We start from the raw sequence: 25196 nt of genomic DNA, 5'->3' as shown, positions 1-25196 counted from the left end.
GAATTTTTTTATATAAACATATTTTGTAAAAAAGCGGTTTTTAGTTTTTTTAATTGATCGAGTTTGGTTTGATGAAGAGTGATGGTGTCATCGAGTTGTTTAAAAAAATTCCCGATTTTCTTTTGTTCCTCAATTCTAGTTGGAAACAAGACTTCCGTTTCTAGTAGGTTTTTTTTACTTATCGCAGAGACTTTAGTTCCTTGCATTAATCTTAATAGTTGTCTGTGATATATTTCAGAATTGATATAGTATCCTAAAAAGAATTCTGCCATTTTTCCCTTAGGTCTTGCAACTATTGTATGTAGACCCGATACAAGATATTCGTCAGTGAGAGCATTGACTTCTACAGCCTTTCCTACTGATTCATCTTCAGCTGCATCCGCAAAAATAAGATCTCCATTTTTTAGTAGGTTTGATTTGAAATTTTCTCTAGTACCATTATTAATAAATGGTATTTGGGCAGTTTTTACATTGAGGATAGCTGGATATTTTATTAGTACATCTCCATAATGAACGCTTTTAACTTCACCTCTATCATAATTAAGCATTGCTCTTGATAAAGAATTAGTAGATACTGGGAAATTAAAACTATCTTCAAACTTACGCTGTTCCCATTCTTCTTTGAAATCAGTAAATCGTACTTTGGGGATATTTTCCCCTTTTTCTGGAAAAAGTTGTTGTAAAAAGCCTTTCTTCATCTGCTTTAAGGCTTCGATCTTACGCTGATGAAGGGTGATGGTGTTGTCGAGTTGTTTGAAGAATGAACCAATCTGACGTTGTTCAGCAATACTTGGTATCAAGAGAGGCATCTTCGCCATCTGCTTTCCAGATACTTCCACGAATGTTGAACCAGCACCAGTCACTTCACCGTAGCGTTTCAATTCGTTAGTTCGTGAAAAAATAAAATAACTGTCTAATTCATCTTTATGAGGAACGATTGATTGAAAACCTTGATTAGTAGTAGCTTCTTTAGCTAGAATAGCGGTATTTCCTATGCCAGCACGAGAAGTAAAAAGAACAGTTCCTACTGGTAATATCTTCGCAGAACTCTTTTGTTGACCAAGTTCAGTGATTGTCCTTTGACTCTTGCTGACGTAAATTTGCTCGCCAATTTCAGCAGGTGCATACCAATCAATGTTGCCATCCCAATATTCAGGATTTGCGGTGCTAGGAGTTCCACCACCTACAATATCGGCGACATCCCCTAACTTACGCTGTTCCCAAGCCTAAGTATTCCCAATTTATCAGTTCTCTCCGCCTCTTTCTATGCTATAATTTGATTAATACTTATAAAAAACGGGGTGTTTAAATGGTGCGTTTTACAGGGGAGCAAGTGTTGGAAAACAATTTGATTGAACGATTAATCAGTGGGGATTCGCAATGGACATATCGAGATGATTTACATACAGAAGAAGAGTTATGGGCGAACTTTCGCCAAAAGCTAGAAGTGAATAATAAAGACGTATTACAAGGTGTACCATTGACTGAACAGGAATTTCGCCAAATCCAAAATCAGTTGAACTTTTCTAGTTTCTATAAAGCCGCAATTTGGTTAGCTGGCGAAAATGGTGTAGCGAAAGTTGAAGTTCAACGAGAAGATGCTAAATTGGGAACAATTCGACTACGTGTGATTAATCGTCAAGATATTGCTGGCGGGATATCTTCGTATGAAGTAATTAATCAATTCAAATCGAATAAACGTTCATTAGAAGATATGAATCGTCGTTTTGATGTGACCTTATTGATTAATGGTTTACCGATGATTCACATCGAATTAAAAAATCGTGCCCATCCATATATGGATGCTTTTCGTCAAATTAAAAAATATTTGAAGGAAGGTAAATTCACGGGGATTTATTCGACACTTCAAATGTTTGTGGTAACTAATGGCACGGATACAAGATATATTGCATCGGCACAAGATACTAAATTAAATGAACAGTTTTTGACTAAGTGGGTTGATTATGAGAATCAACCAGTCACAGATTATTTAGAATTTACACAAGATGTATTATCTATTCCGATGGCACATAAAATGGTGACCCAATATACAGTGATTGATAACGAGAAGAAAGCTTTAATTTTATTACGACCGTATCAGATTCATGCCATTGAAGCAGTGAAAAGGGCTTCTGGACAACATAAATCAGGTTATGTTTGGCATACAACAGGTTCTGGAAAAACGCTGACTTCGTATAAAGTCGCACGTAATTTATTGCAAATCCCATCGATTAAAAAAACTATTTTTATTGTTGATAGAGTGGATTTAGACCAACAAACAACGACCTCATTTACTTCGTATGCTGAAAATGATGTAATCGAGATTGACGAAACAGAGAATGTCAACGATTTGATTAAGAAACTATTGTCGGATGATCGTACAGTGATTGTCACAACTATTCAAAAATTGAATTATGTGATGCGACGTTTCGCTAACCAAGTCGGATCGAAACGTTATGAACAGATGACGCAATTAAAAGTTGCGTTTGTCGTTGATGAATGTCATCGTGCCGTTAGCGCCCAAAAAAAGCGTGAAATTGAAGAATTTTTTGTTCAATCGTTATGGTATGGATTTACTGGTACGCCGATATTTGTCGAGAATGCTAAAAAAGCTGTTGGGGATTTGCCGCGGACAACAGCACAACAATACGGGGAACGATTGCACGAATATACGGTGAAAGAAGCTATTCATGATAATGCTGTTTTAGGTTTTCAAGTGGAATATAAATCTACTTTTTCGGAAGAACAGTTAGATAAAGCAATTTTGGCTGCGGATGCAACAGGAGAGCTAGATGTAGACTTGCTTAGATTAGAAGATAAAGAAGCACGATTGCCGAAAAAAGTATATGAAGATGAGCAGCATATGTTAGAAGTACTCAATTCGATTTTTAATAAATCGCGTAAAAAACTTGGGTTTACGAAAGGCGTTGGACAGACATATAATGCTCTTTTAACGACATCCTCTATTGCACAAGCGCAACGCTATTATGATTTAATTCAAAAAGTTAAAGCAGGTGAGACGTCTCTTGTGATTGATGAGGAAACAAAGCGAATTTTGCCAGATTTTCCTAAAGTAGCGATTACTTATTCAATTTCTGAAAATGAAGAAGCATCTATTAATAATCAAGATAAAATGAAAGAAGCACTACATTTATACAATGAAGAATTTGGTACCAGTTTTAAAATAGATACGATGCGTGCATACAATCGAAATGTGAATGATCGATTGGCACGTAAAAAAGAAAAATACTTTGCTCGCTCCGAACAGTTGGATTTAGTTATTGTGGTTGACCGTTTATTGACCGGATTTGATGCACCTTGCTTGTCAACACTATTTATTGACCGTGCACCGATGCAACCACATGATCTAATTCAAGCTTTTTCTAGAACAAATCGTTTATTTGACAAGTATAAAAAGTATGGACAAATTGTCACTTTTCAGACACCAAAAACATTTGAAGAAAAAGTAAAACAAGCGTTGGTTCTGTATTCAAATGGCGGAGAAAATGAGGTGTTAGCGCCAAATTGGGATGAAGCCAAAGAAGCTTTTCTCGAAGCTATTCGAGAGTTACGTCATACGGTGACTTCACCTCAGCAAATTGATATTGAACGCATGAGTCTTGCGGAATTAAAAAAATTTGTGAAAACCTATCAAGGTCTAGATAAAACTTTCACTGCGGTTCAAGTTTATACAGATTATGACGCTGAACAGATGGGAACAGATTTTCCAATTGAATTTTCTGAGATAGAAGAATTTGCTGGAAAATACCACAATGCTTTAGAAAAAATCAAAGAACTTACCATTACTACTGGTGATGAAGTGATTGAGATTGATATTGCGTATGAGTTGGAATCGATTAAAACGGAAAATATTAATTACGAATATATTTTGATGTTAATTCAAGCTTTTGTACCGAGCGGGGATGACGAATATGAATTATTGGGTCGTGAAGATGCTAAAGCTTCGGCTGAAGTCAATCGTTATATCGATGATTTAGCTAAAAATAATGATAAATTGGCAAAATTAGTTCAACACTTATGGGATGACATTCAATTAAATCCAGAAAATTATCGGAATCAAAATGTGTCACTTATCTTAGAAAATATGCGACAAGAAACAGAATACAAAGCAATTCATACTTTCTCTCAAAAATGGGCTGTTGAAGAAGATGTTGCTTCATATGTTGCATTAAATTATAATCCTAAAAAAATGAAGCAGAGCGGAGAAAATGAGATGAAGCGCTCGGCGAACTATGAAAAATACAAGCAATCAGTGGCGAATCCTGTACCTAAACTTAAATATTGGAAAAGTGTACGTACAGACTTTGTAGAAATGGTTCAAGAAGAAATCTTACCTTTAAGAGACAATTAATCAAAATAAAGCAGGAGCCAAATGTTTGTTCATTTGGTTCCTGCTTTATTTTGTTAATGTGTTTGCAACACCCGCACCAATTCACTTCTCCAAGCAGAGCATTCGTCCATGGATAGTTGATCGAAGTCACTTTCAGCTTCTAAGTTATACAGCATGATTTTTCCGACTTTTGTTTCGCGATGAAGAAAGATTTCGGCATAAAATCCGAGGTATTCGCCACCGTGGTAATACCAATCATCGAGAGCCATCCAGCCGAAACCATAGGGATTGTGCCAAAGGGTGAAGGTACGATCCCAATCGGTTGGGGATAAGAGTTGTTGGTTTAATATAGCTTGCATCCATTTCAGCATGTCTGCAACGGTCGAGACCATGCCCCCATCTGCGGAATCTAAGCACCCTGTTTCAAAACGTCTTCGTTTGCCATCGACCCAGCGGTAACTGACAGCCTGGCTATCAAGTGATGTGGTAGAAGTATGGTTCATCTGCAAAGGAGTAAAAATAGTTTCTTGGAAATAGTCTCCAAAAGATTTACCGCTTATCCGAGAAATTATTTCGCCCAACAAGCCATAATTCGTATTGCTATACGAAAATTTTTCGCCTGGTTGAAAAGCGAGTGGTTGACCATTGAGTAAGTCGATGATTTCTGCCCAAGTGCTAGAATTATCATCAAGTTCTTTGGTTGCAAGATAATGTGCTTCGGCTTCAGAGAGACCTTGGGCACGCGCTTTTTTTAAGCTTTCATCGTATATGATATCTGTGTAATTAGGGATTCCTGAAGACATATGAATCATTTGTAATAAGGTAATATCCTTTACATGAACATAAGTTGGATAAAATTCAGCGAGTGTAGCAGTTAGATCAATTTTATGTTCAGCTGCTAACATCAATAGGGCGGTTGCTGTAAATTGTTTGGTAAGCGAACCGATACAGGTTTTGGTGGTCGTAGTAAAAGGGTTTTTTCTGTCAAAATCACTGTACCCCATCGCATGCACATGTAAAATTTCTTGATCCGTCACGATACCATACGCACCGTTATAATTGGTTTTTTGATAGATATCATCTAGTTGTTTAAAAAGTTTTTGTCGTTGTTTATTTTGTTGCATAATATTCTCCATTCATTGAACGAAAGCAACGGGTCAACAAAATTAATTTGTCATTGGGATTCACCAACCTTTGTTATTTATAAAGCTAGTATGACATATTTTCGAAAAAAGTAAACGTTTACTTTATTTTGGGGATATTTTATAAATAGATATTATAAAACAAACTAGATAATCCTCGCCTTTGCATCTCGTTTCCATTCCTAGTATAATAACCATGTTTTCAGTCAGGAGAACCCACAAATGGGGAGATGGAAGGAAGTATATATAATGAGTAATAATTTTTGGGCAGAATTACCCAAACCATTTTTTGTTTTGGCACCAATGGAAGATGTGACAGATGTGGTTTTTCGACATGTGGTAAAAGAAGCCGGTGCACCAGATGTCTTTTTTACGGAATTTACGAATTCAGATAGTTATTGTCATCCAGATGGTATTCAAAGTGTACGTGGACGTTTAGTTTTTACTGAGGATGAACAGCCGATGGTCGCTCATATTTGGGGAGATAAACCTGAGTTTTTCCGTCAAATGAGTATTGGCATGGCAGAAATGGGCTTTAAAGGTATAGATATTAATATGGGCTGTCCGGTACCAAATGTCGCAGACCGTGGCAAGGGAAGTGGCCTGATTCGTCGACCAGAAGTCGCAGCAGAATTAATCGAAGCGGCGAAGGCGGGCGGTCTACCAGTGAGTGTGAAAACACGAATTGGTTTTACAGAAACCGATGAATTAGAAGGATGGATGACTCATTTATTGCAACAAGATATTGCGAATTTGTCTGTTCATTTGCGGACACGTAAAGAAATGAGTAAAGTGGATGCACATTGGGAGATGATTCCTCAAATTGTCGCCCTACGCGATCGTATCGCACCACAAACAACAATTACAATTAATGGCGATATTCCTGACCGTCAAAAAGGTTTGGAATTAGCCGAGCAATATGGGGTAGATGGTATTATGATTGGTCGCGGTATTTTCAAAAATCCATATGCGTTTGAAAAAGAACCCAAAGACCATTCTTCGCAAGAATTATTAGGGCTATTGCGTTTGCAACTGGATTTACAAGACCAATACGCAGAAATGGTTCCTCGTTCAATTATTGGTTTGCATCGTTTCTTTAAAATTTATGTCAAAGGTTTCCCAGGTGCAAGTGATTTACGCGTGCGTTTGATGAATACTAAATCGACTGCGGAAGTTCGTGCGATTTTAGATGAATTTCAAGTATAATTTAGGCAGAACCACTTTTCAGTAATGAGAAGTGGTTTTCACTTTTTTTCAGGAAATACTATGAAAAAATAAGTTTTCCGTTATAATAGATGTAATTTAATAAGGAGGAGTTGCTTTTCAGATTTTTGAAAAGTAAGAAAGCAAAATGAAAAATAAAGGAATTATTTATGGACTGAGTGCCTATATTCTATGGGGATTAATCACGTTGTATTGGAAATTAATCACCGGAGTCTCGCCACTTGAAACCATGTGCTATCGTATTATTTGGTCCTTTGTGTTTATGATCATCTTTTTAGTTCTAAGTGGAAATTGGCCACAATTTACCAAAGAATTAAAGCGTTTATGGGAACACAAGAACTATCTGGCATTGATGGCTGTAGCGGCATTGTTAATTTCAATTAATTGGTTTACCTTTATTTTCACTGTCAGTGCAGGGCATGTGATGGAAGTAAGTTTAGGTTATTATATTAATCCGCTAGTCAATGTATTGTTAGCGACACTTGTGTTGAAAGAACGCTTGAGTCGTAGTGGTCAAATTGCTTGTGGATTCGTCGTTATCGGTGTTGTTTTGCTTTCAATTCAAACCGGAAATATTCCGTATTCTTCGCTGATTTTGGCATTTTCGTTCAGTATTTATGGTCTAATTAAAAAACGGATTCCTATTAGTTCGATGACGGGATTAACGGTGGAAACATTTGTGATGCTTCCCTTTTCATTACTGTATATTTTATTGGCTTCACCAGCTGGTTTTATGCACTATCCATTACACACCAACATTTTATTAATGGGTGCGGGTGTTGTAACAGCGATTCCATTGTTACTGTTCGCCGAAGCAGCGAAGCGTACATCGTATATTACGCTAGGTTTTATTCAGTATGTTAATCCAACGATGATGTTGTTATTTGCTGTTTTCTTGTTTCATGAGACGTATTCTTTGGCGCAATTTACAGCGTTTGGTTTCATCTGGTTAGGAATAGTTGTGTTCACTTATGGAACGACGCGTTCGGCAATGAAAACGAAAAAATTAATTCAATAAGAGAGAAAGCATCTTCGCTTAGGAGATGCTTTCTTTGTATAATAAAAGTAAAGGAGTGAAAAAAATGTCATTGACTGCACGTTTACATTCCAAAAGACCTGTGGATCAGCAATTACAAGCTTTGTTACGCGCACTTAGTCCACGAGCTGGCGATTTTTATACGGTTAAGTGGAAAAAAGCTTTTTCCAAAGACTATGAGTTATTGGTCCCTTATGGATTGCATAGTGCTGCTGAAGCAAGCTTAGTGGGCACAGCCTTTGATTATTTTTTACGATTAGAGACTGCTAAGAAAACAGGTATTTTCTTTAAGAGTGAACAGTTGGTTGCAGTATTCGGTTATACGTGTTGGTGTGCGCATGTTCCGTCAGCACGTCGGATTGAAGCGCGTGTAAGACAGGCATTAAAAAATATCGACGCCTATCAACGTGAGTATTTGCCCATTTATGAAGATTGTTTTTTATTAGCAAAATTGGAAGCAATGTATCGTTCTGGTCGTTTCTCGGAGGATGTGGAAGAAGTCGTCAAACCTCCGCATGCACGTTTGTTAAAAGAATTGCGCGACTTGCAAACTGTGGCAGAAAGCGCGTTTTTATCTCATGTAGAGACAACGACTGATGTGAAGTACAATCCTTCGTTTGGACTAGGTTCAGAACTAGTCAATGGTGCAGATGGAGATATCATCATCGACGGACTATTGGTTGATTTCAAAACCTCTAAAAAGTATAACTATTCGTGGCAAGATACCGCTCAAATTGTGGGGTATTATTTTTTAAATCGTCTCAATCAAGTGGTTCGTGGGGACAACACGATGGACTTTCATAAAGTTGCGCTCTATCAAGCAAGATATGGTGAAATGGCAATGATTGATTTAGCAACATTTTATCAAGGACAAGAAGAGGATTTGTTGCGACAATTAATGATGATATTGCAAAAAGGATAATTTCAGCACTATGCAGCAATCTAAGGTACAATAATCATAGCATGAACAAATTCATAAAGGAGCGGGTGTGATGAAAAAGAAAAGTATCTATGTTAATTATAGTTGGGTCGGGTATTTGTTAATCGGAATGGGGCTGGCGTTTTTCATTCCAGCGTTTATTATGCAAGTTGTTTCCTTTGGTCCAGAGAATTTTAATTTTACGGTTAATGGTGTGCGACAGCCTTACACGGTTGAAAATCTACGAATGTTTCGTCACATTTTTCTTTTTGCTTTTGGGACACCAGCTACTATTTTAGTCCTAATTGGTGCGGTTATTTTTATGTTACAAAGACGTAAAAAGAAACGAATGGAAGAACTAAAACAAAAGGGGCAAATGATTGTTTGTCAGAATTTAGAGATTGGTTATTCAGCCATTCAGGTTAATCATCAATATCAAATGCTCTTAAATTGTTCTTATACGGATCAAAAGGGCGATACCTACCTTTTTAAAAGTCGGACTTTGCGTTATGATCCACGTCCGTATCTAAATGGTCAAGTAAGTGTCTATCATGAACGTGAAAACATTAAAAATTATGTGGTAGATGTGGAAGGTAGTATGAGTAATGTTTACGAGGTATAACCAAGACACTCCCTAGGTAGGGAATTACCTAGGGAGTGTTTTTTTGCTTTTATATCAAGGTTTTAAAGATGTGTTTGCACCTTGGGTTAACCGAGGGTTCGCCATGAGTTCACCAAGTAACGTTTTAAAGTTCAAATTGATGGCATCATCAAAGAAGGCTTTGTTTTTCACCAAATAAATAGTGCGTGTTAAGCCGATTTCTGGCAGATTTCGTGTAGCTAATTTGTTATTAGCGAGTTCATCTTGCACTAATAATTCTGAAATAAAGGCAATTGTCTGTCCATATTCCAATACTTTTTTCATAGAGGTAATGGAATCTAATTCAATGCCGTTTAATTCTTTAATCGGATAATCCAACCACTGTTCGAGAACTGATTTACTCGAACTTTGTTTTTCGTGGAATAAAATAGTTTGATTTAAAATGTCTGCCTTGGAAATCGTGGCTTTTTGGGCGAAGACATGCTGAGTACCAAACACTAATTTTAATTGATCGGTTCCTAATTTTTCGTAAATTAAATCCGGATGTTTTTTAGGAGAACCAATCAAAATACCATAATCTAATTGAAAGCTGGCAATTAGTTTTTCGATTTCAGGTGAAGTATCGGATACAACGGATAAACGGATTTGTGGGTATGCTGTCGAAAATTGATGAATAATTTCAGGTAAAAAAATCTGATTCGCTAAACCACTCACACCCAAACGGAACATGCCACGAGTTCCTTGTTGGCTTGTTTGGGCAAAATACATCAATTCTTCTTGCAAATGGATAATGCGTTGGGCATAGCGATGCACAACTTCTCCTTGTTTGGTTAAGATGAAATGCCCAGATTTTCGATAAAATAGTTGAAGACCTAATTCATTTTCCAAAGATTGAATATGAAAAGAAACTGTAGAAGGGGTAATGTCGAGTTCTTTAGCGACAATTGCGCCTTTTTTGCGTTCACATAACTTGCAGAAAACTTGTAATTTAAAGTAATTCATAGAAACTTCCTTTCAAAAATTCGAATAATTGATTGTTTCTTCTAGTTTATCGTAGTTATTTTGATTTAATGTTAACAATTCGTTAACGTTAAATCAAAATTCAACCAGTATGATGATTACGAGGGGGAATGAGTAACACATGACGATTCAATTAAAAGGAATTCAAAAAAATTACGACAATAAAGTTGTTTTAACGAATATTACTCTAAATTTGACGCAAAAATTCACGACGATTTTAGGTGAATCGGGTTGTGGTAAGACAACGTTATTAAAATTATTATCCGGACTGGTGGAACCAGATGAAGGAGAAATCATTTTTAACCAACAAACAGTTTTTTCAAAGATAGAAAAAATAAATGTTCGTCCCAATCAACGTGATTTAGCCATGGTATTTCAAGATTTTGCTTTATGGCCACATATGACTGTTTTTGAAAATGTAGCCTATAGTTTATCTGGAAGCAAACAAGAAAAGCACGACCAAGTGATGACCGCGTTACGTATGGTAAATTTAGAAGATTTTGCTAAAAGAAAACCAAGCGAACTATCAGGTGGGCAACAGCAACGTGTTTCATTAGCACGTGCCTTGGCGCCTAGACCGAAAGTAATCTTATTTGATGAAGCTTTATCAGCACTTGATGCTGTTTTACGTGAAAAAATGCAAATTGATATTGTGCAATTAATCAATCAAACAGAAAGCCAAGCCGTTTTCGTCACGCATGATCAGCACGAAGCGATGTCGATGTCAGACGAAATTATTGTGATGGAAAAAGGCCAAGTGAGCCAAACTGGTTCACCGAAGCAAATTTATGAAACACCAGCCAATCATTATGTGGCGCATTTTATTGGCAAAATCAATCATATCGAAGCAGATGTGCTCGTTCGTCCAGAATTTATCCAACGCGTATCTAGAGAAAATACCTTAAAACGTACAATGCGGGTTTTACGCAGTCAATTTACTGGGCAACATTACATTATTCATGGTGTTGTAGACGGCTACCCATGGTTATTTTATTCAGAAGAATCGTATGCTACAGATACTTTTTGTGATGTGTATTTTGAAGAAAAACATTTAATTAAAATCGGAGGATAATAAAAATGAAAATGACGAAATTAGGCGTATTATTAGTAGGAATGGTTGCTTTAGCTGGTTGTGGCAATAGCAATGCGACTGAAAAGAGTGTAGACAGCACAACTAAAGCAAGTGAAACAATGAGTGCCGAAGAAGCAACGATTGAAGGAAAAGAAATTACGGTCTATTCTGCTGGTCCAGATGGATTATCGGAAAAAATGAAAGTCGCGTTTGAAGAAAAAACAGGTGTAAAAGTCAATCTATTCCAAGGAACGACTGGCAAAATTTTAGCGAAATTAGAAGCTGAAAAAGGCAAACCAATTGCAGATGTAGTCGTTTTAGCTTCGTTAAGCTCAATGGATAGTTTAAAACAAGCAGGCGAACTACAAGCATATCCAGATGCACTTGGTAAAGAACATTTAACGGTTGAGTGGACAGATGCCGATGATTTTTATTTTGGCTATAGTGCGTCTGCTTTAGGCATCACTTATAACACCAAAAATGTCACAGATATTCCTAAAGATTGGTCGGATTTAGCGGATGCGTCTTGGCAAGAGAGGTTTAACATGCCTGATCCAACATTGTCAGGTTCAGCTTTAGATTTCTTATATGGTTATACAACGACAGATCAAGGTTGGGAGACGATTACTTCTTGGTTTGATAATGGGATGCAAATTATGGGAGCGAATAAGAGTGCGTTAGATGCTGTGATTACTGGTGAAAAAAATGCCACTATTTCAGGTGTAGATTATATGGCGTATAAAGCTAAGGCAGATGGCGAACCGGTGGATATTGTTTATCCTGAAAGTGGTACCGTTGTGAGTCCTCGTGCAGTAGGGATTACGAAGTCTGCAAAAGAACTTGCAGCGTCACAAGCCTTTGTTGATTTCTTGTTATCAGATGAGGGACAAGAATTAGTAGCCGATGCGTATTTATTGCCAGGAAATAGCAACATTGCTGTCAAAGATCGCGCAGCATTAGATGAAATCAAACAAATTGATGTTGAATGGAAGGATTCTGAAGAAAAACAAATGGACGTATTGCAAAAATTTGCGAGTATTTCTCAAAAATAAAAGTAGGGTGTTAGATGATTACGAATAAAAAATATTTTTTAGCTGTGTCTGTAGCGCTAGGCTTTTTCACGGTTTTACCAATTGTAGCTTTATTTCAATACGCTTTTTTCCCCGAAGGACGTTTTTCCTTAAGTGAGATGATTCCTGTTGTAACGAATGAGCAAACCTATCGTTTGCTCATTCAATCTTTAAAGTTAGGGGGATGGGTTGTTTTAGGTACTTTGTTGATTTCATTTCCTTTGGCATTAATTACCACCAAAACAACGCTACGAAAATATGAATGGTTAGATATTTTATTTACATTGCCCTTTATGACACCGCCCTATATTGGCGCGATGGGATGGATTTTGTTCATGCAAAAAAATGGCTTTTTAATGCAGTTATTTCCTAAATTATCGGGGCTTTCCGCACCGTTCTTCTCGTTATTTGGGATGGTAATGATTATGAGTTTACACTTATTTCCAACGTTTTATTTGATGTTAAAAAACAGTATGTTGACATTGGAAGGTTCTTTTCAGGATGCTGCTAAAATTTATGGGAAAAATAGTGTGCGGAACTGGTTAAAGATTTCGTTACCATTATTGGTTCCTAGCTTTCTATTAGGTGCATTGTTTATTTTTGTCAAAACGTTGGCAGAATTTGGCACCCCCGTCACTTTTGGTACGCGGATTGGTTATAAAGTGTTTACCACAGAAATTCATACAAACCTTGCTTCTTGGCCTGTGAATATTCCCAAAGCTACGTTTCTTTCAGTGATTTTGTTCGTTTTGTGTTTTGTTCTATGGTTGATTCAAGTGAAAGTCATTCAACGATTTGTTTATGGAACCATTTCAGGTGCAACCAAAGAAGCAACAGTGGTGACGAATAAATGGATACAAGGACTCGCTGTTGGGTTTGTGGTTATTCTCTTTTTCTTGGCGATAGGTATTCCTTATTTCTCTATTTTAATGACATCATTTATGAAAGTTCGCGGCGATGGTTTAGCATTTGATAATTTAAGTTTTGATGCCTATATTCAGCTATTTGTCAATCAAAATGGCGGCTTGTCGGCCTTTGTCAATAGTTTTCTATTTGCTGCATTAACTGGGCTCATTACAGCAACTATCGGCTTTTTTGCAGGTGTCTATATCTATAAAGGGACACGTTATTCACAAAAGGTCGTCGATTTTTTAGGCTTGATTCCTAACATTGTTCCCGGGATTGTGTTAGTGGTGGGGTTAATGCTTTTTTGGAATGCGGCTTGGTTACCAGCTACTTTTTATAATACCAAAGCGATGGCTGTTTTGACGTATTGTGCTTTGTTTTTACCGTATGCAATTCAATATGTCAAGAACAATATGATGCAATTAAGTGAAACTATTTTTGAAGCAACGGATGTGTTTAGTCGCACCAAGCGCAGTGCTTTTATGCAGGTTTATTTCCCTTTGTTAAAACGGGGTGTGTTAACCGGAATGATGATGACGTTTATTATTTCTATGCGTGAATTAGTGGGTTCGTTATTGATTTTACCGCCGTCTGTTGAAACGAGCGCAACGTTTATTTACCGTCAGTTTGAACAAGGAAACGTCAATGCAGGGATGGCAATGGCTGTGCTAACGATTATGATTACTTGCTTTTTTGTTATTGTGATTGAAAAAAGCAAAAAATAGGAGGAAAAAACCATCAATATCGAGATATTAGGCGGTTGTGCAGAATATGGTAGGAATTGTTTTTATGTTGAAGTTAATCAACAAGCCATTTTATTTGATTGTGGTGTGATGAATGATGAAACTCAACGTTTACCCAATTTAGAAAAACGCCACGTCGAAAAGTTACAGGCAGTGTTTATTTCACATTTACACAAAGATCATGTTGGTGCGCTCTCTTTCTTAGCAGAATTGGGCTATCAAGGTCCAGTCCTCTTATCAGAAACGACGAAGGACTGGTTACCTTTTACGGATACTTTGCAGTTCGTTTCTTTTCAAACGACCCAACAAGCGGTATGGCAACAAGTTACGCCCAATTTAAAGTTTATATGGGGAAATTCGGGGCATGTCCTTGGAAGCGTTTGGTATAGTGTCCTCTTTCAGGAAAAACAAGTTTTCTTTTCGGGCGATGTTTCTTTAACGTCTCCGTTGTATCCTGTTGATGCGCCCCCACGATTGGTCTATGATGTGGCATTTATTGATAGTGGCAATGCCGGACAACTCATCAATAATTTGGGGAGTAAGGAAGAGATTCGTCAACTGATTGCAGAGGAATCCACGCTTTCCTTTAAGATTGAGAGTAAATTTACCTCCAAATGTGTGGAAATTTTATTGTATTTATTTCAAACAACTAAAACCAACTTATTTGTCGATGAGGCGATTGAGCAATGGTTACATTTTCATTGGAAACACCGAGACAATCTTTTAAAACAAACGCAAATGGATCTCCAAAATTTGTTAGCAAGTGACCGTTTGCAACGGGCGACCAAGCGGGAAAATGGCGTTTATTTTCTAACCAAAGAACAGTTTTTGGCGACGAAAATGGAAGATAGTTTGAATCGTATCCCGTTTAAAAACCATTTGGATACTAGTGATATTTATTATGTTAGTACCTATCTAGGCGCAACAAAAACCATTTATTTTCATAATGAAGCATGTACAGCAGACACAACATTAGCAGAAATTATCGCATTAAATCAAACCGGAAATTGGAAGGATGTTTAAGATGAAAAAATTAAAAGCAATGTTAGGTACAACCATCATTTTAGGTATTGCCACACTAGGGATAACGCCCGTTGTATCTGGTGCATCCATCGAACCAGCAGTGGAAATTAAATACAATTTAGACCCAACAGTATTTTCCAAACAACAAATTAAAGCTACTTTTTCGGCGAAAGAAGAGGAGCGAGTAAAAGTCTATTTCTTCGATACCGCAGAGCGGACATTTTTTGCCAATGATTCCATTCAACGATTGCGTGTATATGAAGGAAAAGACACATATGATGTTACGTACAAAAAGAGACTGCAACAGCTATCGTTAGCAGAAGCAATCGAGGAGCTAGAAAGTCATGGGTTTACAGGTTCAGAAAGCAATTACAAATTTGAAATTGATAGTAAAAATGGACAAGACCCTTTATCAGTGAGCCGTAAAGAAAAAATAAAAACTACGAAAAATATTTCGTATAATATTGTTGATGAAAAAGCTGCCATCAAAGCAGTCCAAGAAAATGTACCAAAGAAAATTGAAAACTGGGACCCAAAAAATTGGTTTAAAACGACTTTACAAGCAAGTCAAATGACTGATCCTGCCAATGTTCAAACCTATACGGGCGTGTATCAAGGAATTGATGCAGAAATTGAGTATTGGGAATACCACGGGAATACCATGGTAGAATTGTCAACGAAAACAAGTGTCGAAAATGCCACGCAAGTGAAAGAAAACTGGGGAAAACAGTTACAAGAGAGTCATTATTTAAGTGAGGATCAACGTGGTAAAACCAATTTTGTTTTGTTTGAATAAGTAAAAAAAGAAGTGGACTTCTGATTGTTAGAAGTCCACTTCTTTTTATTCACCCCAATAAGCAGTAGCAATTTTTTGACCTTGGTCAATTTTTGCCCATTGTTGCGCAATGGATAATTCATTGCCGCAATCACATGAAGCAAAGCCACACTGATGAGATAAGAACAATCGCTCCTTAGGTAAAATTTCGCTGGCTTTATCCAATAAGGTAATGACGCGTTTTTCGTCATCTAAAGTCGCTGTTTTACTTGATAATAAACCTAAAACAACTTCAACTTCGGGACGGTCTTTTAAAACTTCTAGGGCAGAAATATCGCCAGCACGTTCATCATCCCATTCCAAGAAGAAACGGTCATAATGTTGGTCACGTAAGAACTTTTCAGCAATCGCTTTATAAGTCCCACTAGCTGCGTGACGACTTTGGTAATTCCCTCGGCAATTGTGTGTCCAAACTTTTAGCCCTAATTCATGAGCAAAATCTGCTACTTCATTGTTAATTGCTACAAATTCATCTGCTAAATCTTCTAAGCCACCATTGCCTTCTGCAAAGAAGCTTTTATCATTGTCTTCTGCAAATAATTCCCATAAGCAATCATCAAATTGGACGATTGTTCCACCAGCTTCTTGGTATTCTGTGAGGAATTCTTTGTAGGCATTGATTAGACCAGTTCGTAGTTCTTCTTTGGTCGCATAAACTTGGCCTTCACCAACAAGATTATTGAAAACAGTTAATTCGGTAAAAGCATGGGCAGCACCCCAAACGGTAATTTTAACCTCACGTTCACCAGCTTGTGCTTGTGTGTCTTTGTATAAATTTAAATAATGATGGTTTTTACCGGATAAAGGAGCAGTGATACGAATTCCGATGTCTTTACGAGTTTCAAAATGGCTACCATCTAGGTCTTCAAACGCATAACCATGATCAGAAATATAACGTTCAACACCTGCTAACCCCCATAAGAAGTCTAGATGCCACATTGAGCGTCCGTATTCGCCATCAGTCACCACGGTTAAGTCATGAGCTTTTTGTTCAGCAATAATTTGCTGAATCGCTGCTGTTTCGACTTCTTGGTAGCCAGGAAACGCATCGTAAAAAGGGTATTGAATATCGTCCCGGTGTTCAATTTTTGTTTTGTAATCTAATAAGTCTGTTGGTCGTAAAAGAGAACCGACTAATTGAAATTTATCTGTCATATGTGATGCCTCCAATTAAAATAAGTGATGTATTCATTGTAGCAAGAAGCAAATAAGATAGATAATACATTTTATTTGTAGATGATTATAGATTTTATTTATAACCTTTTAGATAGTGATTGTTATTTAATTTATAAGAATGAAAAGAAAGGTAGATTAAAATAAAGCGTCAAAAAAATGATAAAAAACATTGTACAAAAAATTTTTTCGTGTTATTATTTCCGTGCAGTTAATCTGCCAGACGAGAGAGGCGAGTTTATCTTTGCCAAACTTATTGCTGTTGGGAACAACAGATTTGATGTAGTAAAGGGGCTGTCGCGCCCATTGAAGAGATAGTGAATACTGTCGACTCAAATTTTTTATAAGGTAATGACTTGGATAGTTAATCTAACATTATGCTTGTGAAAACGATTAGTAAGAGTGGTAAAAGTAAACCTACTAAATAGACTCTAACGTTCTACCGGTAAACGCGATTTTATTTTCATGAACTCATTTGAAGATAAGAAGACAATGATGGAGAAATCGAATGCACTCAAGTAATAGATGACTATTGCTTGGGTGCATTTTTTGGTTCCCAAGCTTCCAAAAAAAGAGGTGGGGAAAATGGAGACACAAAGACAAGAAAAGATGCCGATTGTTGAGGCGCTTCAGGAATTAAAACGACAACGATTAGTACCATTTGATGTTCCTGGGCATAAACGAGGCAAAGGAAGTCTGGAATTGACTAATTTTTTAGGTGAAAAGGCGATTTCGCTCGATGCGAACTCGATGAAGCTGTTAGACAATTTGAGCCATCCTGTATCGGTCATTAAAGAAGCCGAAGAAATTGCGGCAGAAGCATTTGGTGCCAAACATGCTTTTTTTATGGTCAATGGCACAACTGGTGCGGTGCAAAACATGATTTATGCAACGTTGAAAGAAGGCGAAAAAATTCTACTTCCGCGAAATGTGCATAAAAGTGTGATTAATGCGCTAGTCATGTGTGGAGGTGTCCCAGTCTATATTGACACACCTTTGCATGTGGAATTAGAAATTTCAACAGGAATGCCGTTAGCAGAAGTTGAAAAAACGATCTTAGCACATCCTGATGCCAAAGCGATTTTGATTAATAATCCAACGTATTATGGCATTTGTTCGGATTTGCGTCGGATTACGGAAGTGGCACATGCACATGGGATGAAAGTATTGGTGGATGAAGCACACGGGGCACATTTGTATTTTGGTGAAGGTTTACCAATGAATGCGATGGATGCCCAAGCTGATATGTCAGCTGTCAGCATGCACAAATCTGGAGGTTCGTTAACTCAAAGTTCGTTTTTGCTTTGCAATAATGATATTGATCCAGAATATGTGCGACAAATTATTAATTTAACGCAAACGACAAGTGCGAGTTATTTATTGATGTCGAGTTTGGATTTGGCTCGTCATAACTTAGTGAAAAACGGCAAGAAAATTTTTGAACAAGTGATTCAATTATCCCAATATGCCCGGGATGAAATCAATGAAATTGGTGATTATTATGCGTATTCAACTGAAGTGGTGAATCGGACGTCCATTTACGATTTTGACGTGACAAAATTGTGCGTGAAAACGACAGATTTAGGTCTAACAGGCAGTGAAGTGTATGATTTATTACGTGATGAATACAATATTCAAATTGAATTTGGTGATACAGCCAATATTTTAGCTTATGTTTCAGTAGGAGATCGCCCGCATGATATTGAACGTTTAGTGGGTGCTCTTTCGGAAATTCGTCGTCGTTTTAAACGAGATAAAAAAGGGTTATTGGTCTTTGATATTGCCAAAACCGAAGTTGTGATTTCACCCAAGACGGCTTTTTTTGCCCAACATGAAAGTTTAGCAATTGCCCAAAGTGCTGGTCGAATTTCAGCGGAGATGGTGATGTGTTATCCGCCGGGAATTCCGATTGTGGCACCTGGTGAATTGATTACCGAAGCAGTTGTTGAACATATTTTATACGCGAAAGAAAAAGGCTGTTTCTTGATGGGAACAGAAGATGCGACCTTACAAACAATTAAAGTCGTTAAGGAGGAGAACTAAGTGGATTTATGGTTTTCAGAATATCATCAAGACGGCGTAAAATTGTCGATTAATGTCGACCGTGAAATTGTCAGTTGCCAAAGTGACTATCAAAATATTGCGCTATTTGATTCCAAAGAATTTGGCCGTATTTTGACGCTTGATGGACAATTAATCAATACCGAAAAAGATGAATTTTTTTATAGCGAGATGATGGTACACGTTCCATTGGCAGTCCAACCAACGATTAAAGATGTTTTGGTTATTGGCGGTTGCGATGGTGGGGTGTTACGCGAATTGGAAAAATATGCATCGATTGAAACGATTGATGTGGTAGAACTTGATGAACAAGCCATTCAAATTTGCCAAGAGTATTTCCCGAAAAATCAAGAAACGTTTTCAGATGAGCGGATTACTTTGTATTTCCAAGATGGATTAAAGTTTGTTCGAGGCAAAGAAGATGCTTATGATTTGGTGATTGTCGATACCGCCAATCCATTTGGTGTCAATGAAAGTTTGTTTACCCGTGAGTTTTACGGCAACTGTTACAAAGCATTGCGAGCAGAAGGAACGTTGATTAGTCAGCATGCCAATGGGTTTTATGAGGAAGATGAAGAAGCGTTTCGTCATATCCGCCAACGCTTGACATCAGTATTTCCTATTAACAAATTATATTTAAGTAGTGTGCCGAGTTATGCGGCAGGATATTTACTATTTGGTTATTCAGCAAAAACGGCTGATCCCGAAACCGATGTGCAAAGTGAGGCGTGGGAAAAACAAGCGATTCGCACGCGTTATTACAATACAGATGTGCATCGTGGTGCGTTTTGCTTACCAAATTATATTAAGGAGTTGTTGTAAATGCAGGCAAATATTGAAACATTTATTGGGTGTGACGCTTCTTTTGAAGAAGCGCAAACGGTATTGTTTGGGGCACCGTTTGATTCAACGACATCTTTTCGCCCAGGGACACGTTTTGCTAGTAAAGCAATTCGTGGCGATTCGTTTGGTTTAGAAACGTATAGTCCGTATCAAGACAAAGATTTAACAGAGATTGCTGTCTTTGATGCTGGTGATTTAGAATTATCGTTTGGTCGTGTTGATTTAGCATTAGCCGGCATTAAAGCACACACTGCTGACATTTTAGCAGCCGATAAACGCCCGTTTATGATTGGTGGCGAGCATCTGGTGACGTTAGGTGCGTTTGATGCTGTCTTGGAAAAATATCCGGATGTACATGTGATTCAACTCGATGCGCATACAGATTTACGACAAGACTATTTAGGCGCAGAATTGTCACATGCGACAGTGCTTCGCCGTATTTGGGATCGTGTCGGCGATGGACGCATTTTTCAGTTTGGTATTCGTTCAGGCGAACGTGCAGAATTTCAGTTTGCGCAGGAGCATACCCATTTACAGAAATTCAATTTTGATGGTTTGGCAGAAGTCGTGGCGCAATTAAAGGGCAAACCAGTTTATTTGACGCTTGATTTGGATGTGTTAGATCCGTCTGCTTTTCCCGGAACAGGAACACCAGAAGCAGGCGGGGTTAGTTTTGAGACATTATTAGCAGGTCTTTTAACAATTTCAGAATTAACAATTGTCGGAGTAGACGTGAATGAGCTATCCCCACAATATGATTTAAGCGGCGCTTCAACCGCGTTAGCATGTAAAATTATTCGCGAGTTATTACTTGCAATTCATTAGGAGAGTGAAAAAATGGCAAAAGCATTGATCATTGGCGCAGGTGGCGTCGCAGGAGTAACGGTTCATAAATGTGTGCAAAATAGCGCTGTATTTGAAGAAATCTGTATTGCTTCAAGAACCAAACAAAAATGCGACGATTTAAAAGCAAAATTAGATGGACAAGGTTGTAAAATTTCGACAGCCCAAGTTAACGCGGACAACGTGAACGAATTGGTTGATTTAATTAACGATGTTCAACCAGATATCGTCATTAACTTGGCATTACCTTACCAAGACTTAACGATTATGGATGCTTGTTTAGCAACCAAAACACATTATTTAGATACTGCGAATTATGAACCAGAAGATACAGCAAAATTTGAATACAAATGGCAATGGGAATACCGAGAAAAATTTGAAAAAGCGGGTATTACAGCAATTTTAGGTTCTGGATTTGATCCAGGTGTGACGGGTGTTTTCTCCGCATATGCTCAAAAACATTACTTTGATGAAATTAATTACATTGATATTTTAGACTGCAATGCTGGTGACCATGGTTATCCGTTTGCGACGAACTTTAACCCAGAAATCAATATTCGTGAAGTTTCAGCGAATGGTAGTTATTGGGAAAATGGTGATTGGATTGAAACAGCGCCTATGGAAATCAAAAAAGTCTATGATTTTCCGGAAGTTGGACCGAAAGACATGTATTTATTACACCATGAAGAATTAGAATCATTGGCTTTAAATATCAAAGGTATCAAACGTATTCGTTTCTTTATGACGTTTGGTGAAAGTTATCTGACGCATTTGAAATGTTTAGAAAACGTGGGGATGACATCGATTGAACCAATCATCTATGAAGGCAAAGAAATCATTCCGTTGCAGTTTTTAAAAGCTGTGTTACCAGATCCTGCTTCTTTAGGACCACGTACGAAAGGGAAAACGAATATTGGCTGTATTTACCGTGGTAAAAAAGAAGGTAAAGATGTGAATTATTATGTGTACAATGTTTGTGACCATGAAGCCTGTTATGCGGAAGTTGGCTCACAAGCAGTTTCATATACAACAGGCGTACCAGCAATGATTGGTGCAATGTTGGTTGTGAATGGTACATGGAACAAACCAGGTGTCCACAATGTAGAAGAATTGGATCCAGATCCATTTATGGAGGCATTGAACACATGGGGATTACCATGGGTAGAAGATTTTAATCCAACCTTGGTGAGCGAATAATGACACCAGAAATCAATTGGGATGTCGCAAGTGTACAAACCCCTGCATTTGTAGTGGAAGAACACTTGTTGCGTAAAAATTTGGCTCGATTACAGCACGTTAAACAAGCAACAGGTTGTAAGATTTTATTGGCACAAAAGGCATTTTCGATGTTTTATTTCTATCCGTTACTAGCCGAATACTTGGATGGTACGACAGCTAGTGGGATTTATGAAGCACGTTTAGGATTTGAAGAATTTGGCGGGGAAACCCATGTCTTTTCCCCAGCCTATCGCCCAGAGGAATTTACCGAGGTACTGCCTTTGTGTGACCATGTTGTTTTTAATTCGTTAAGTCAATGGCATTACTACAAAAAAGAAGCTATGGCAAGTGGTAAATCGTTGGGGTTACGCATTAATCCGGAATGTTCCACCCAAGAAGGACATGCAATTTATGATCCTTGTGCTCCTGGTTCACGCTTAGGTATTTTGGCTCATGAATTGACAGCCGAAGACTTAGTGGGCATTGATGGCTTACATTTTCATACTTTGTGTGAACAAAATGCAGATGATTTAGTGACAACCTTACAAGCAGTTGAAGCAAAATTTGGGCACTATTTGTCACAAATGAAATGGCTTAATTTTGGTGGGGGACATCATATTACACGTGAAGACTATGATGTTGCTACTCTCATTCAAACCATTCAACGAATACAAGACACGTATCAAGTGACGGTTTATTTAGAACCAGGGGAAGCTGTGGCCTTAAATGCGGGGTATTTAGTTGCGCAAGTCCTAGATATTACGCAAAATCATGGTGTGACGAATGCTATTTTGGATACGTCAGCTACTTGCCATATGCCTGATGTCTTAGAGATGCCGTATCGTCCATTTGTAATAAATAGTGGACAAGCGAATGAAAAAGCTTATACGTATCGTTTTGGTGGACCAACTTGCTTAGCAGGTGATGTGATTGGAGAATATTCTTTTGACGAACCATTAACGATAGGCTCTAAAGTAATCTTTTGTGATATGGCAATTTATTCGATGGTGAAAACCAATACATTTAACGGCATGCCTTTAGCGAAAATGATGGCGGTCGATACGGAAAATAACCTTACACTGGTAAGAGAATTTGGGTATGCTGCATTTAAAGAACGCCTGTCTTAAGACACAAAAAAAGCGAAGGAAAATTTTCCTTCGCTTTTTTGATGTTATGCTTCTTCGCTACCCATGAATTTGGCTGCAAATGAAGCAATTGCTGAACCTACAAGTGGTGCTAAACCAGCATTGCCATATTTTTTGCTTGTTACCATTAAGATGACGAAAACGAATAAGAATGTAATGATTGCTTCAAATAAGAATGCTTGCCCAGCAGTGATATTTGGGAAATCTGTTTGTCCAAATCCATCTTTTGGTAAACCTAAGGCGTTAATGAAAGTTGATAACACACCTGATGCTGCAATGGCACCTAAAAATTGAGAAATAATATAAAAAATACCATCTTTTACTTCTAAGCGTTTGTTTAACATCATCGCTAGAGACACTGCCGGATTAAAGTTTCCACCAGAAACGCCACCGACCGCACATGCCATAATTGTAACAGCCAAACCGAATGCTAAACCAATACCAAGGTAACTAATCGCTGTTTCTCCAGTGTTTGCAATTGCAACGGTACCTGTTCCTAAAAAGACAAGGACGAACCTGCCAATAAATTCTGCGCAATATTTTCTCATGAAAATCGCTCATTTGTTATTCTATTTTTCTACATTTTAGTATACACCAAAAAATAAGCTTGCTTAAACCTAGAGAAATAACAACTTTGTTCATGAATACGTTTGTAAATTAAGTCTTGATAAATCAATGATTATAAGATGATTAATCGGATGTTTTTTTCGTGAGCATGTATAGCGATTAGCGTGACAGTTTTTGAAATGTATAAATTTATGTTTTATATTTGTTTTGTTATTTAATGTTTTTTGGATGATAGACTTTCTCTTAGTTTGTCATATAAGATAGGTTACACTTATTTAGACAGTAAAAATAAAATAGTTAATAGTAGAAAAATATGAATCGACCAAGAAAACAAAAGAGTACCAAAAATCAAAGAACACCCTATCAACAAATGAACGAAATGAAACAGGAAATGAAGCAATTACGTACTGAAAACAAGGAGTTACGATTGCAGAATTTATGTTTAAAGTAAAAAACGCTGATATGGAAACGAAAAGACATTTTATTAATGAAAACAAGGAAAGATATTCTATCTCAGCGTTGTGCCAAACTTTAGGTATCTCACGTGGGACGTATTATTATGAACCACAAGTATGTACTTTTGATGAAAAGGTGCGTTATCATGTAGAAAATGAATTTAAAAAGAGTAAAGGAATATATGGTGCGCGTAAATTAAAAGTCAAATTAAAAGAACAAAAATTGATTGTTAGTCGGCAAAAAATAAGACGCATAATGAAGGAATTAGGATTAGTTTCAAAATATACACAAGCGATATACAAAGTAGAAAGTCAATCTTGTAATGAAGCAGCTATTGAAAATCTTTTGAATCGGCAATTCAAAACTAAGAATCTCCTTGAAGTCGTCGTATCCGATTTAACTCGTGTAAAAGTTGGCACCAAATCAGCCTATATTTGCTTTATAGTGGATTTATATAATCGAGAAATCATTAGTTTTACGTGTAGTTTTAAAAAGGATGCAAAGATGGTTGCAGAAACATTGGAGAAAGTCCGTTATAATTTACAGGATATTCAAATCTTTCACACTGATCGTGGAACGGAATTTGCCAACTATCGGATTAGTGAACTCTTACAAAAGCATCAAATTAAGCGGTCTTTAAGTAAAAAAGGCTGTCCTTTTGATAATGCAGTAGCAGAAGCAACCTTTAAAGCATTGAAAAAAGAAGGCGTTGAAGGAGAAAAATTTCGTAATTTGAAAGATTTACATGATAAGATCTACGAATTTACTTATTGGTGGAACTATGAACGAATTCATGCAAGTTTAGATTATCGAACACCTTTTGAAGTTAGAAATCAGAGATTGGCGCAAGCGAATACTTGATAATGAGTCAGAGTGTGGTACTTCTAGAGAAAGGATTAATTTTCTGAGTCTCTTCACCCAAAGTGAATCACGTTCTAAGAGGCTCAT

The 25196-nt window shown here is 37.3% G+C and carries 21 protein-coding genes; 16 read left to right on the top strand and 5 right to left on the bottom strand.

Features of this window, described 5'->3' with window-relative positions:
- Nucleotides 1-8: 8 nt before the first annotated feature.
- On the bottom strand, nucleotides 9-1190 hold the full coding sequence (locus PYW32_RS13335) for a restriction endonuclease subunit S (RefSeq protein WP_245558561.1): 1182 nt from the start codon (nucleotides 1188-1190) through the stop codon (nucleotides 9-11).
- A gap of 119 nt (nucleotides 1191-1309) precedes the next feature.
- Here PYW32_RS13335 and PYW32_RS12960 point away from each other — a divergent pair, with 119 nt between their 5' ends.
- Entirely contained in the window at nucleotides 1310-4372 is a 3063-nt protein-coding gene (locus tag PYW32_RS12960) for a type I restriction endonuclease subunit R (RefSeq protein ID WP_016173852.1), read from the top strand.
- Nucleotides 4373-4425: 53 nt separating this feature from the next.
- On the opposite strand, the gene PYW32_RS12955 is transcribed toward PYW32_RS12960, so the two are convergent.
- Nucleotides 4426-5475 carry a serine hydrolase domain-containing protein gene (locus PYW32_RS12955; protein WP_016173853.1) on the bottom strand — a complete coding sequence of 350 codons (1050 nt, stop codon included), beginning with the start codon at nucleotides 5473-5475 and terminating at the stop codon, nucleotides 4426-4428.
- A 267-nt stretch (nucleotides 5476-5742) separates the two neighbouring features.
- Here PYW32_RS12955 and PYW32_RS12950 point away from each other — a divergent pair, with 267 nt between their 5' ends.
- From PYW32_RS12950 to PYW32_RS12935, 4 genes are all read left to right on the top strand, one after another.
- Nucleotides 5743-6699, top strand: a complete 957-nt coding sequence (locus PYW32_RS12950) for a tRNA dihydrouridine synthase (protein WP_035009974.1) — start codon at nucleotides 5743-5745, stop codon at nucleotides 6697-6699.
- 145 nt (nucleotides 6700-6844) lie between these two features.
- Nucleotides 6845-7735, top strand: a complete 891-nt coding sequence (gene rarD / locus PYW32_RS12945) for an EamA family transporter RarD (RefSeq protein ID WP_016173855.1) — start codon at nucleotides 6845-6847, stop codon at nucleotides 7733-7735.
- 64 nt (nucleotides 7736-7799) lie between these two features.
- Entirely contained in the window at nucleotides 7800-8675 is an 876-nt protein-coding gene (locus PYW32_RS12940) for a hypothetical protein (protein ID WP_016173856.1), read from the top strand.
- Between the two features lie 70 nt (nucleotides 8676-8745).
- On the top strand, nucleotides 8746-9294 hold the full coding sequence (locus tag PYW32_RS12935) for a hypothetical protein (RefSeq protein WP_016173857.1): 549 nt from the start codon (nucleotides 8746-8748) through the stop codon (nucleotides 9292-9294).
- 54 nt (nucleotides 9295-9348) lie between these two features.
- Here PYW32_RS12935 and PYW32_RS12930 read toward each other — a convergent pair whose 3' ends face one another.
- Nucleotides 9349-10275 (bottom strand): LysR family transcriptional regulator, encoded by a 927-nt coding sequence (locus tag PYW32_RS12930; protein WP_016173858.1) that lies wholly within the window; start codon nucleotides 10273-10275, stop codon nucleotides 9349-9351.
- 139 nt (nucleotides 10276-10414) lie between these two features.
- On the opposite strand from PYW32_RS12930, the gene PYW32_RS12925 reads away from it, so the two are divergent.
- From PYW32_RS12925 to PYW32_RS12905, 5 genes are read left to right on the top strand one after another with little or no spacing between them, the layout of a single operon-like run.
- Nucleotides 10415-11365 (top strand): ABC transporter ATP-binding protein, encoded by a 951-nt coding sequence (locus PYW32_RS12925; RefSeq protein ID WP_016173859.1) that lies wholly within the window; start codon nucleotides 10415-10417, stop codon nucleotides 11363-11365.
- 5 nt (nucleotides 11366-11370) lie between these two features.
- Nucleotides 11371-12417 (top strand): ABC transporter substrate-binding protein, encoded by a 1047-nt coding sequence (locus PYW32_RS12920; protein ID WP_016173860.1) that lies wholly within the window; start codon nucleotides 11371-11373, stop codon nucleotides 12415-12417.
- Between the two features lie 14 nt (nucleotides 12418-12431).
- Nucleotides 12432-14066 (top strand): ABC transporter permease, encoded by a 1635-nt coding sequence (locus PYW32_RS12915; RefSeq protein WP_016173861.1) that lies wholly within the window; start codon nucleotides 12432-12434, stop codon nucleotides 14064-14066.
- Nucleotides 14067-14078: 12 nt separating this feature from the next.
- Entirely contained in the window at nucleotides 14079-15107 is a 1029-nt protein-coding gene (locus tag PYW32_RS12910) for an MBL fold metallo-hydrolase (protein WP_338070868.1), read from the top strand.
- Nucleotide 15108: 1 nt separating this feature from the next.
- Nucleotides 15109-15903 (top strand): hypothetical protein, encoded by a 795-nt coding sequence (locus tag PYW32_RS12905; RefSeq protein ID WP_016173863.1) that lies wholly within the window; start codon nucleotides 15109-15111, stop codon nucleotides 15901-15903.
- Between the two features lie 45 nt (nucleotides 15904-15948).
- On the opposite strand, the gene PYW32_RS12900 is transcribed toward PYW32_RS12905, so the two are convergent.
- Nucleotides 15949-17097 (bottom strand): cobalamin-independent methionine synthase II family protein, encoded by a 1149-nt coding sequence (locus PYW32_RS12900; protein ID WP_016173864.1) that lies wholly within the window; start codon nucleotides 17095-17097, stop codon nucleotides 15949-15951.
- Nucleotides 17098-17700: 603 nt separating this feature from the next.
- On the opposite strand from PYW32_RS12900, the gene PYW32_RS12895 reads away from it, so the two are divergent.
- Genes PYW32_RS12895 through nspC form a run of 5 tightly spaced genes read left to right on the top strand, consistent with a single transcriptional unit; the run spans nucleotide 17701 to nucleotide 23207 of the window.
- Complete coding sequence (locus PYW32_RS12895) at nucleotides 17701-19158, top strand: aminotransferase class I/II-fold pyridoxal phosphate-dependent enzyme (protein ID WP_016173865.1); 1458 nt, start codon at nucleotides 17701-17703, stop codon at nucleotides 19156-19158.
- Nucleotides 19159-19998: a polyamine aminopropyltransferase gene (speE, locus tag PYW32_RS12890; RefSeq protein ID WP_016173866.1), complete on the top strand. Its 840-nt coding sequence runs from the start codon at nucleotides 19159-19161 to the stop codon at nucleotides 19996-19998.
- A complete protein-coding gene (gene speB / locus PYW32_RS12885; protein WP_016173867.1) occupies nucleotides 19999-20844 on the top strand; it encodes an agmatinase in 846 nt (281 codons plus the stop codon).
- A gap of 12 nt (nucleotides 20845-20856) precedes the next feature.
- Entirely contained in the window at nucleotides 20857-22059 is a 1203-nt protein-coding gene (locus tag PYW32_RS12880) for a saccharopine dehydrogenase family protein (RefSeq protein WP_016173868.1), read from the top strand.
- The gene (gene nspC / locus PYW32_RS12875; protein WP_016173869.1) at nucleotides 22059-23207 is read left to right on the top strand and encodes a carboxynorspermidine decarboxylase; all 1149 of its coding nucleotides are present in this window, start codon (nucleotides 22059-22061) and stop codon (nucleotides 23205-23207) included. The genes PYW32_RS12880 and nspC overlap by 1 nt, the downstream gene beginning before the upstream one ends.
- Nucleotides 23208-23251: 44 nt before the next feature.
- Here the strand turns inward: nspC and PYW32_RS12870 are convergent, their stop codons facing one another.
- Nucleotides 23252-23773: an MIP/aquaporin family protein gene (locus PYW32_RS12870; protein ID WP_016173870.1), complete on the bottom strand. Its 522-nt coding sequence runs from the start codon at nucleotides 23771-23773 to the stop codon at nucleotides 23252-23254.
- Nucleotides 23774-24230: 457 nt separating this feature from the next.
- Here PYW32_RS12870 and PYW32_RS12865 point away from each other — a divergent pair, with 457 nt between their 5' ends.
- On the top strand, nucleotides 24231-25109 hold the full coding sequence (locus PYW32_RS12865; RefSeq protein WP_016173871.1) for an IS3 family transposase: 879 nt from the start codon (nucleotides 24231-24233) through the stop codon (nucleotides 25107-25109).
- The last annotated feature ends 87 nt before the right edge of the window (nucleotides 25110-25196 follow it).

Source organism: Enterococcus saccharolyticus subsp. saccharolyticus, assembly GCF_029023825.1.
Lineage (GTDB): Bacteria > Bacillota > Bacilli > Lactobacillales > Enterococcaceae > Enterococcus_F > Enterococcus_F saccharolyticus.
This window is presented reverse-complemented; position numbering and strand designations above follow the sequence as displayed.

Excerpts from the sequence above, each read along its gene's own strand:
- PYW32_RS12960 (WP_016173852.1), top strand. The coding sequence starts at position 1,310 with ATGGTGCGTTTTACAGGGGAGCAAGTGTTGGAAAACAATTTGATTGAA.
- PYW32_RS12955 (WP_016173853.1), bottom strand. The coding sequence starts at position 5,475 with ATGCAACAAAATAAACAACGACAAAAACTTTTTAAACAACTAGATGAT.
- PYW32_RS12950 (WP_035009974.1), top strand. The coding sequence starts at position 5,743 with ATGAGTAATAATTTTTGGGCAGAATTACCCAAACCATTTTTTGTTTTG.
- rarD (WP_016173855.1), top strand. The coding sequence starts at position 6,845 with ATGAAAAATAAAGGAATTATTTATGGACTGAGTGCCTATATTCTATGG.
- PYW32_RS12940 (WP_016173856.1), top strand. The coding sequence starts at position 7,800 with ATGTCATTGACTGCACGTTTACATTCCAAAAGACCTGTGGATCAGCAA.
- PYW32_RS12935 (WP_016173857.1), top strand. The coding sequence starts at position 8,746 with ATGAAAAAGAAAAGTATCTATGTTAATTATAGTTGGGTCGGGTATTTG.
- PYW32_RS12930 (WP_016173858.1), bottom strand. The coding sequence starts at position 10,275 with ATGAATTACTTTAAATTACAAGTTTTCTGCAAGTTATGTGAACGCAAA.
- PYW32_RS12925 (WP_016173859.1), top strand. The coding sequence starts at position 10,415 with ATGACGATTCAATTAAAAGGAATTCAAAAAAATTACGACAATAAAGTT.
- PYW32_RS12920 (WP_016173860.1), top strand. The coding sequence starts at position 11,371 with ATGAAAATGACGAAATTAGGCGTATTATTAGTAGGAATGGTTGCTTTA.
- PYW32_RS12915 (WP_016173861.1), top strand. The coding sequence starts at position 12,432 with ATGATTACGAATAAAAAATATTTTTTAGCTGTGTCTGTAGCGCTAGGC.
- PYW32_RS12905 (WP_016173863.1), top strand. The coding sequence starts at position 15,109 with ATGAAAAAATTAAAAGCAATGTTAGGTACAACCATCATTTTAGGTATT.
- PYW32_RS12900 (WP_016173864.1), bottom strand. The coding sequence starts at position 17,097 with ATGACAGATAAATTTCAATTAGTCGGTTCTCTTTTACGACCAACAGAC.
- PYW32_RS12895 (WP_016173865.1), top strand. The coding sequence starts at position 17,701 with ATGGAGACACAAAGACAAGAAAAGATGCCGATTGTTGAGGCGCTTCAG.
- speB (WP_016173867.1), top strand. The coding sequence starts at position 19,999 with ATGCAGGCAAATATTGAAACATTTATTGGGTGTGACGCTTCTTTTGAA.
- PYW32_RS12880 (WP_016173868.1), top strand. The coding sequence starts at position 20,857 with ATGGCAAAAGCATTGATCATTGGCGCAGGTGGCGTCGCAGGAGTAACG.
- nspC (WP_016173869.1), top strand. The coding sequence starts at position 22,059 with ATGACACCAGAAATCAATTGGGATGTCGCAAGTGTACAAACCCCTGCA.
- PYW32_RS12870 (WP_016173870.1), bottom strand. The coding sequence starts at position 23,773 with ATGAGAAAATATTGCGCAGAATTTATTGGCAGGTTCGTCCTTGTCTTT.
- PYW32_RS12865 (WP_016173871.1), top strand. The coding sequence starts at position 24,231 with ATGTTTAAAGTAAAAAACGCTGATATGGAAACGAAAAGACATTTTATT.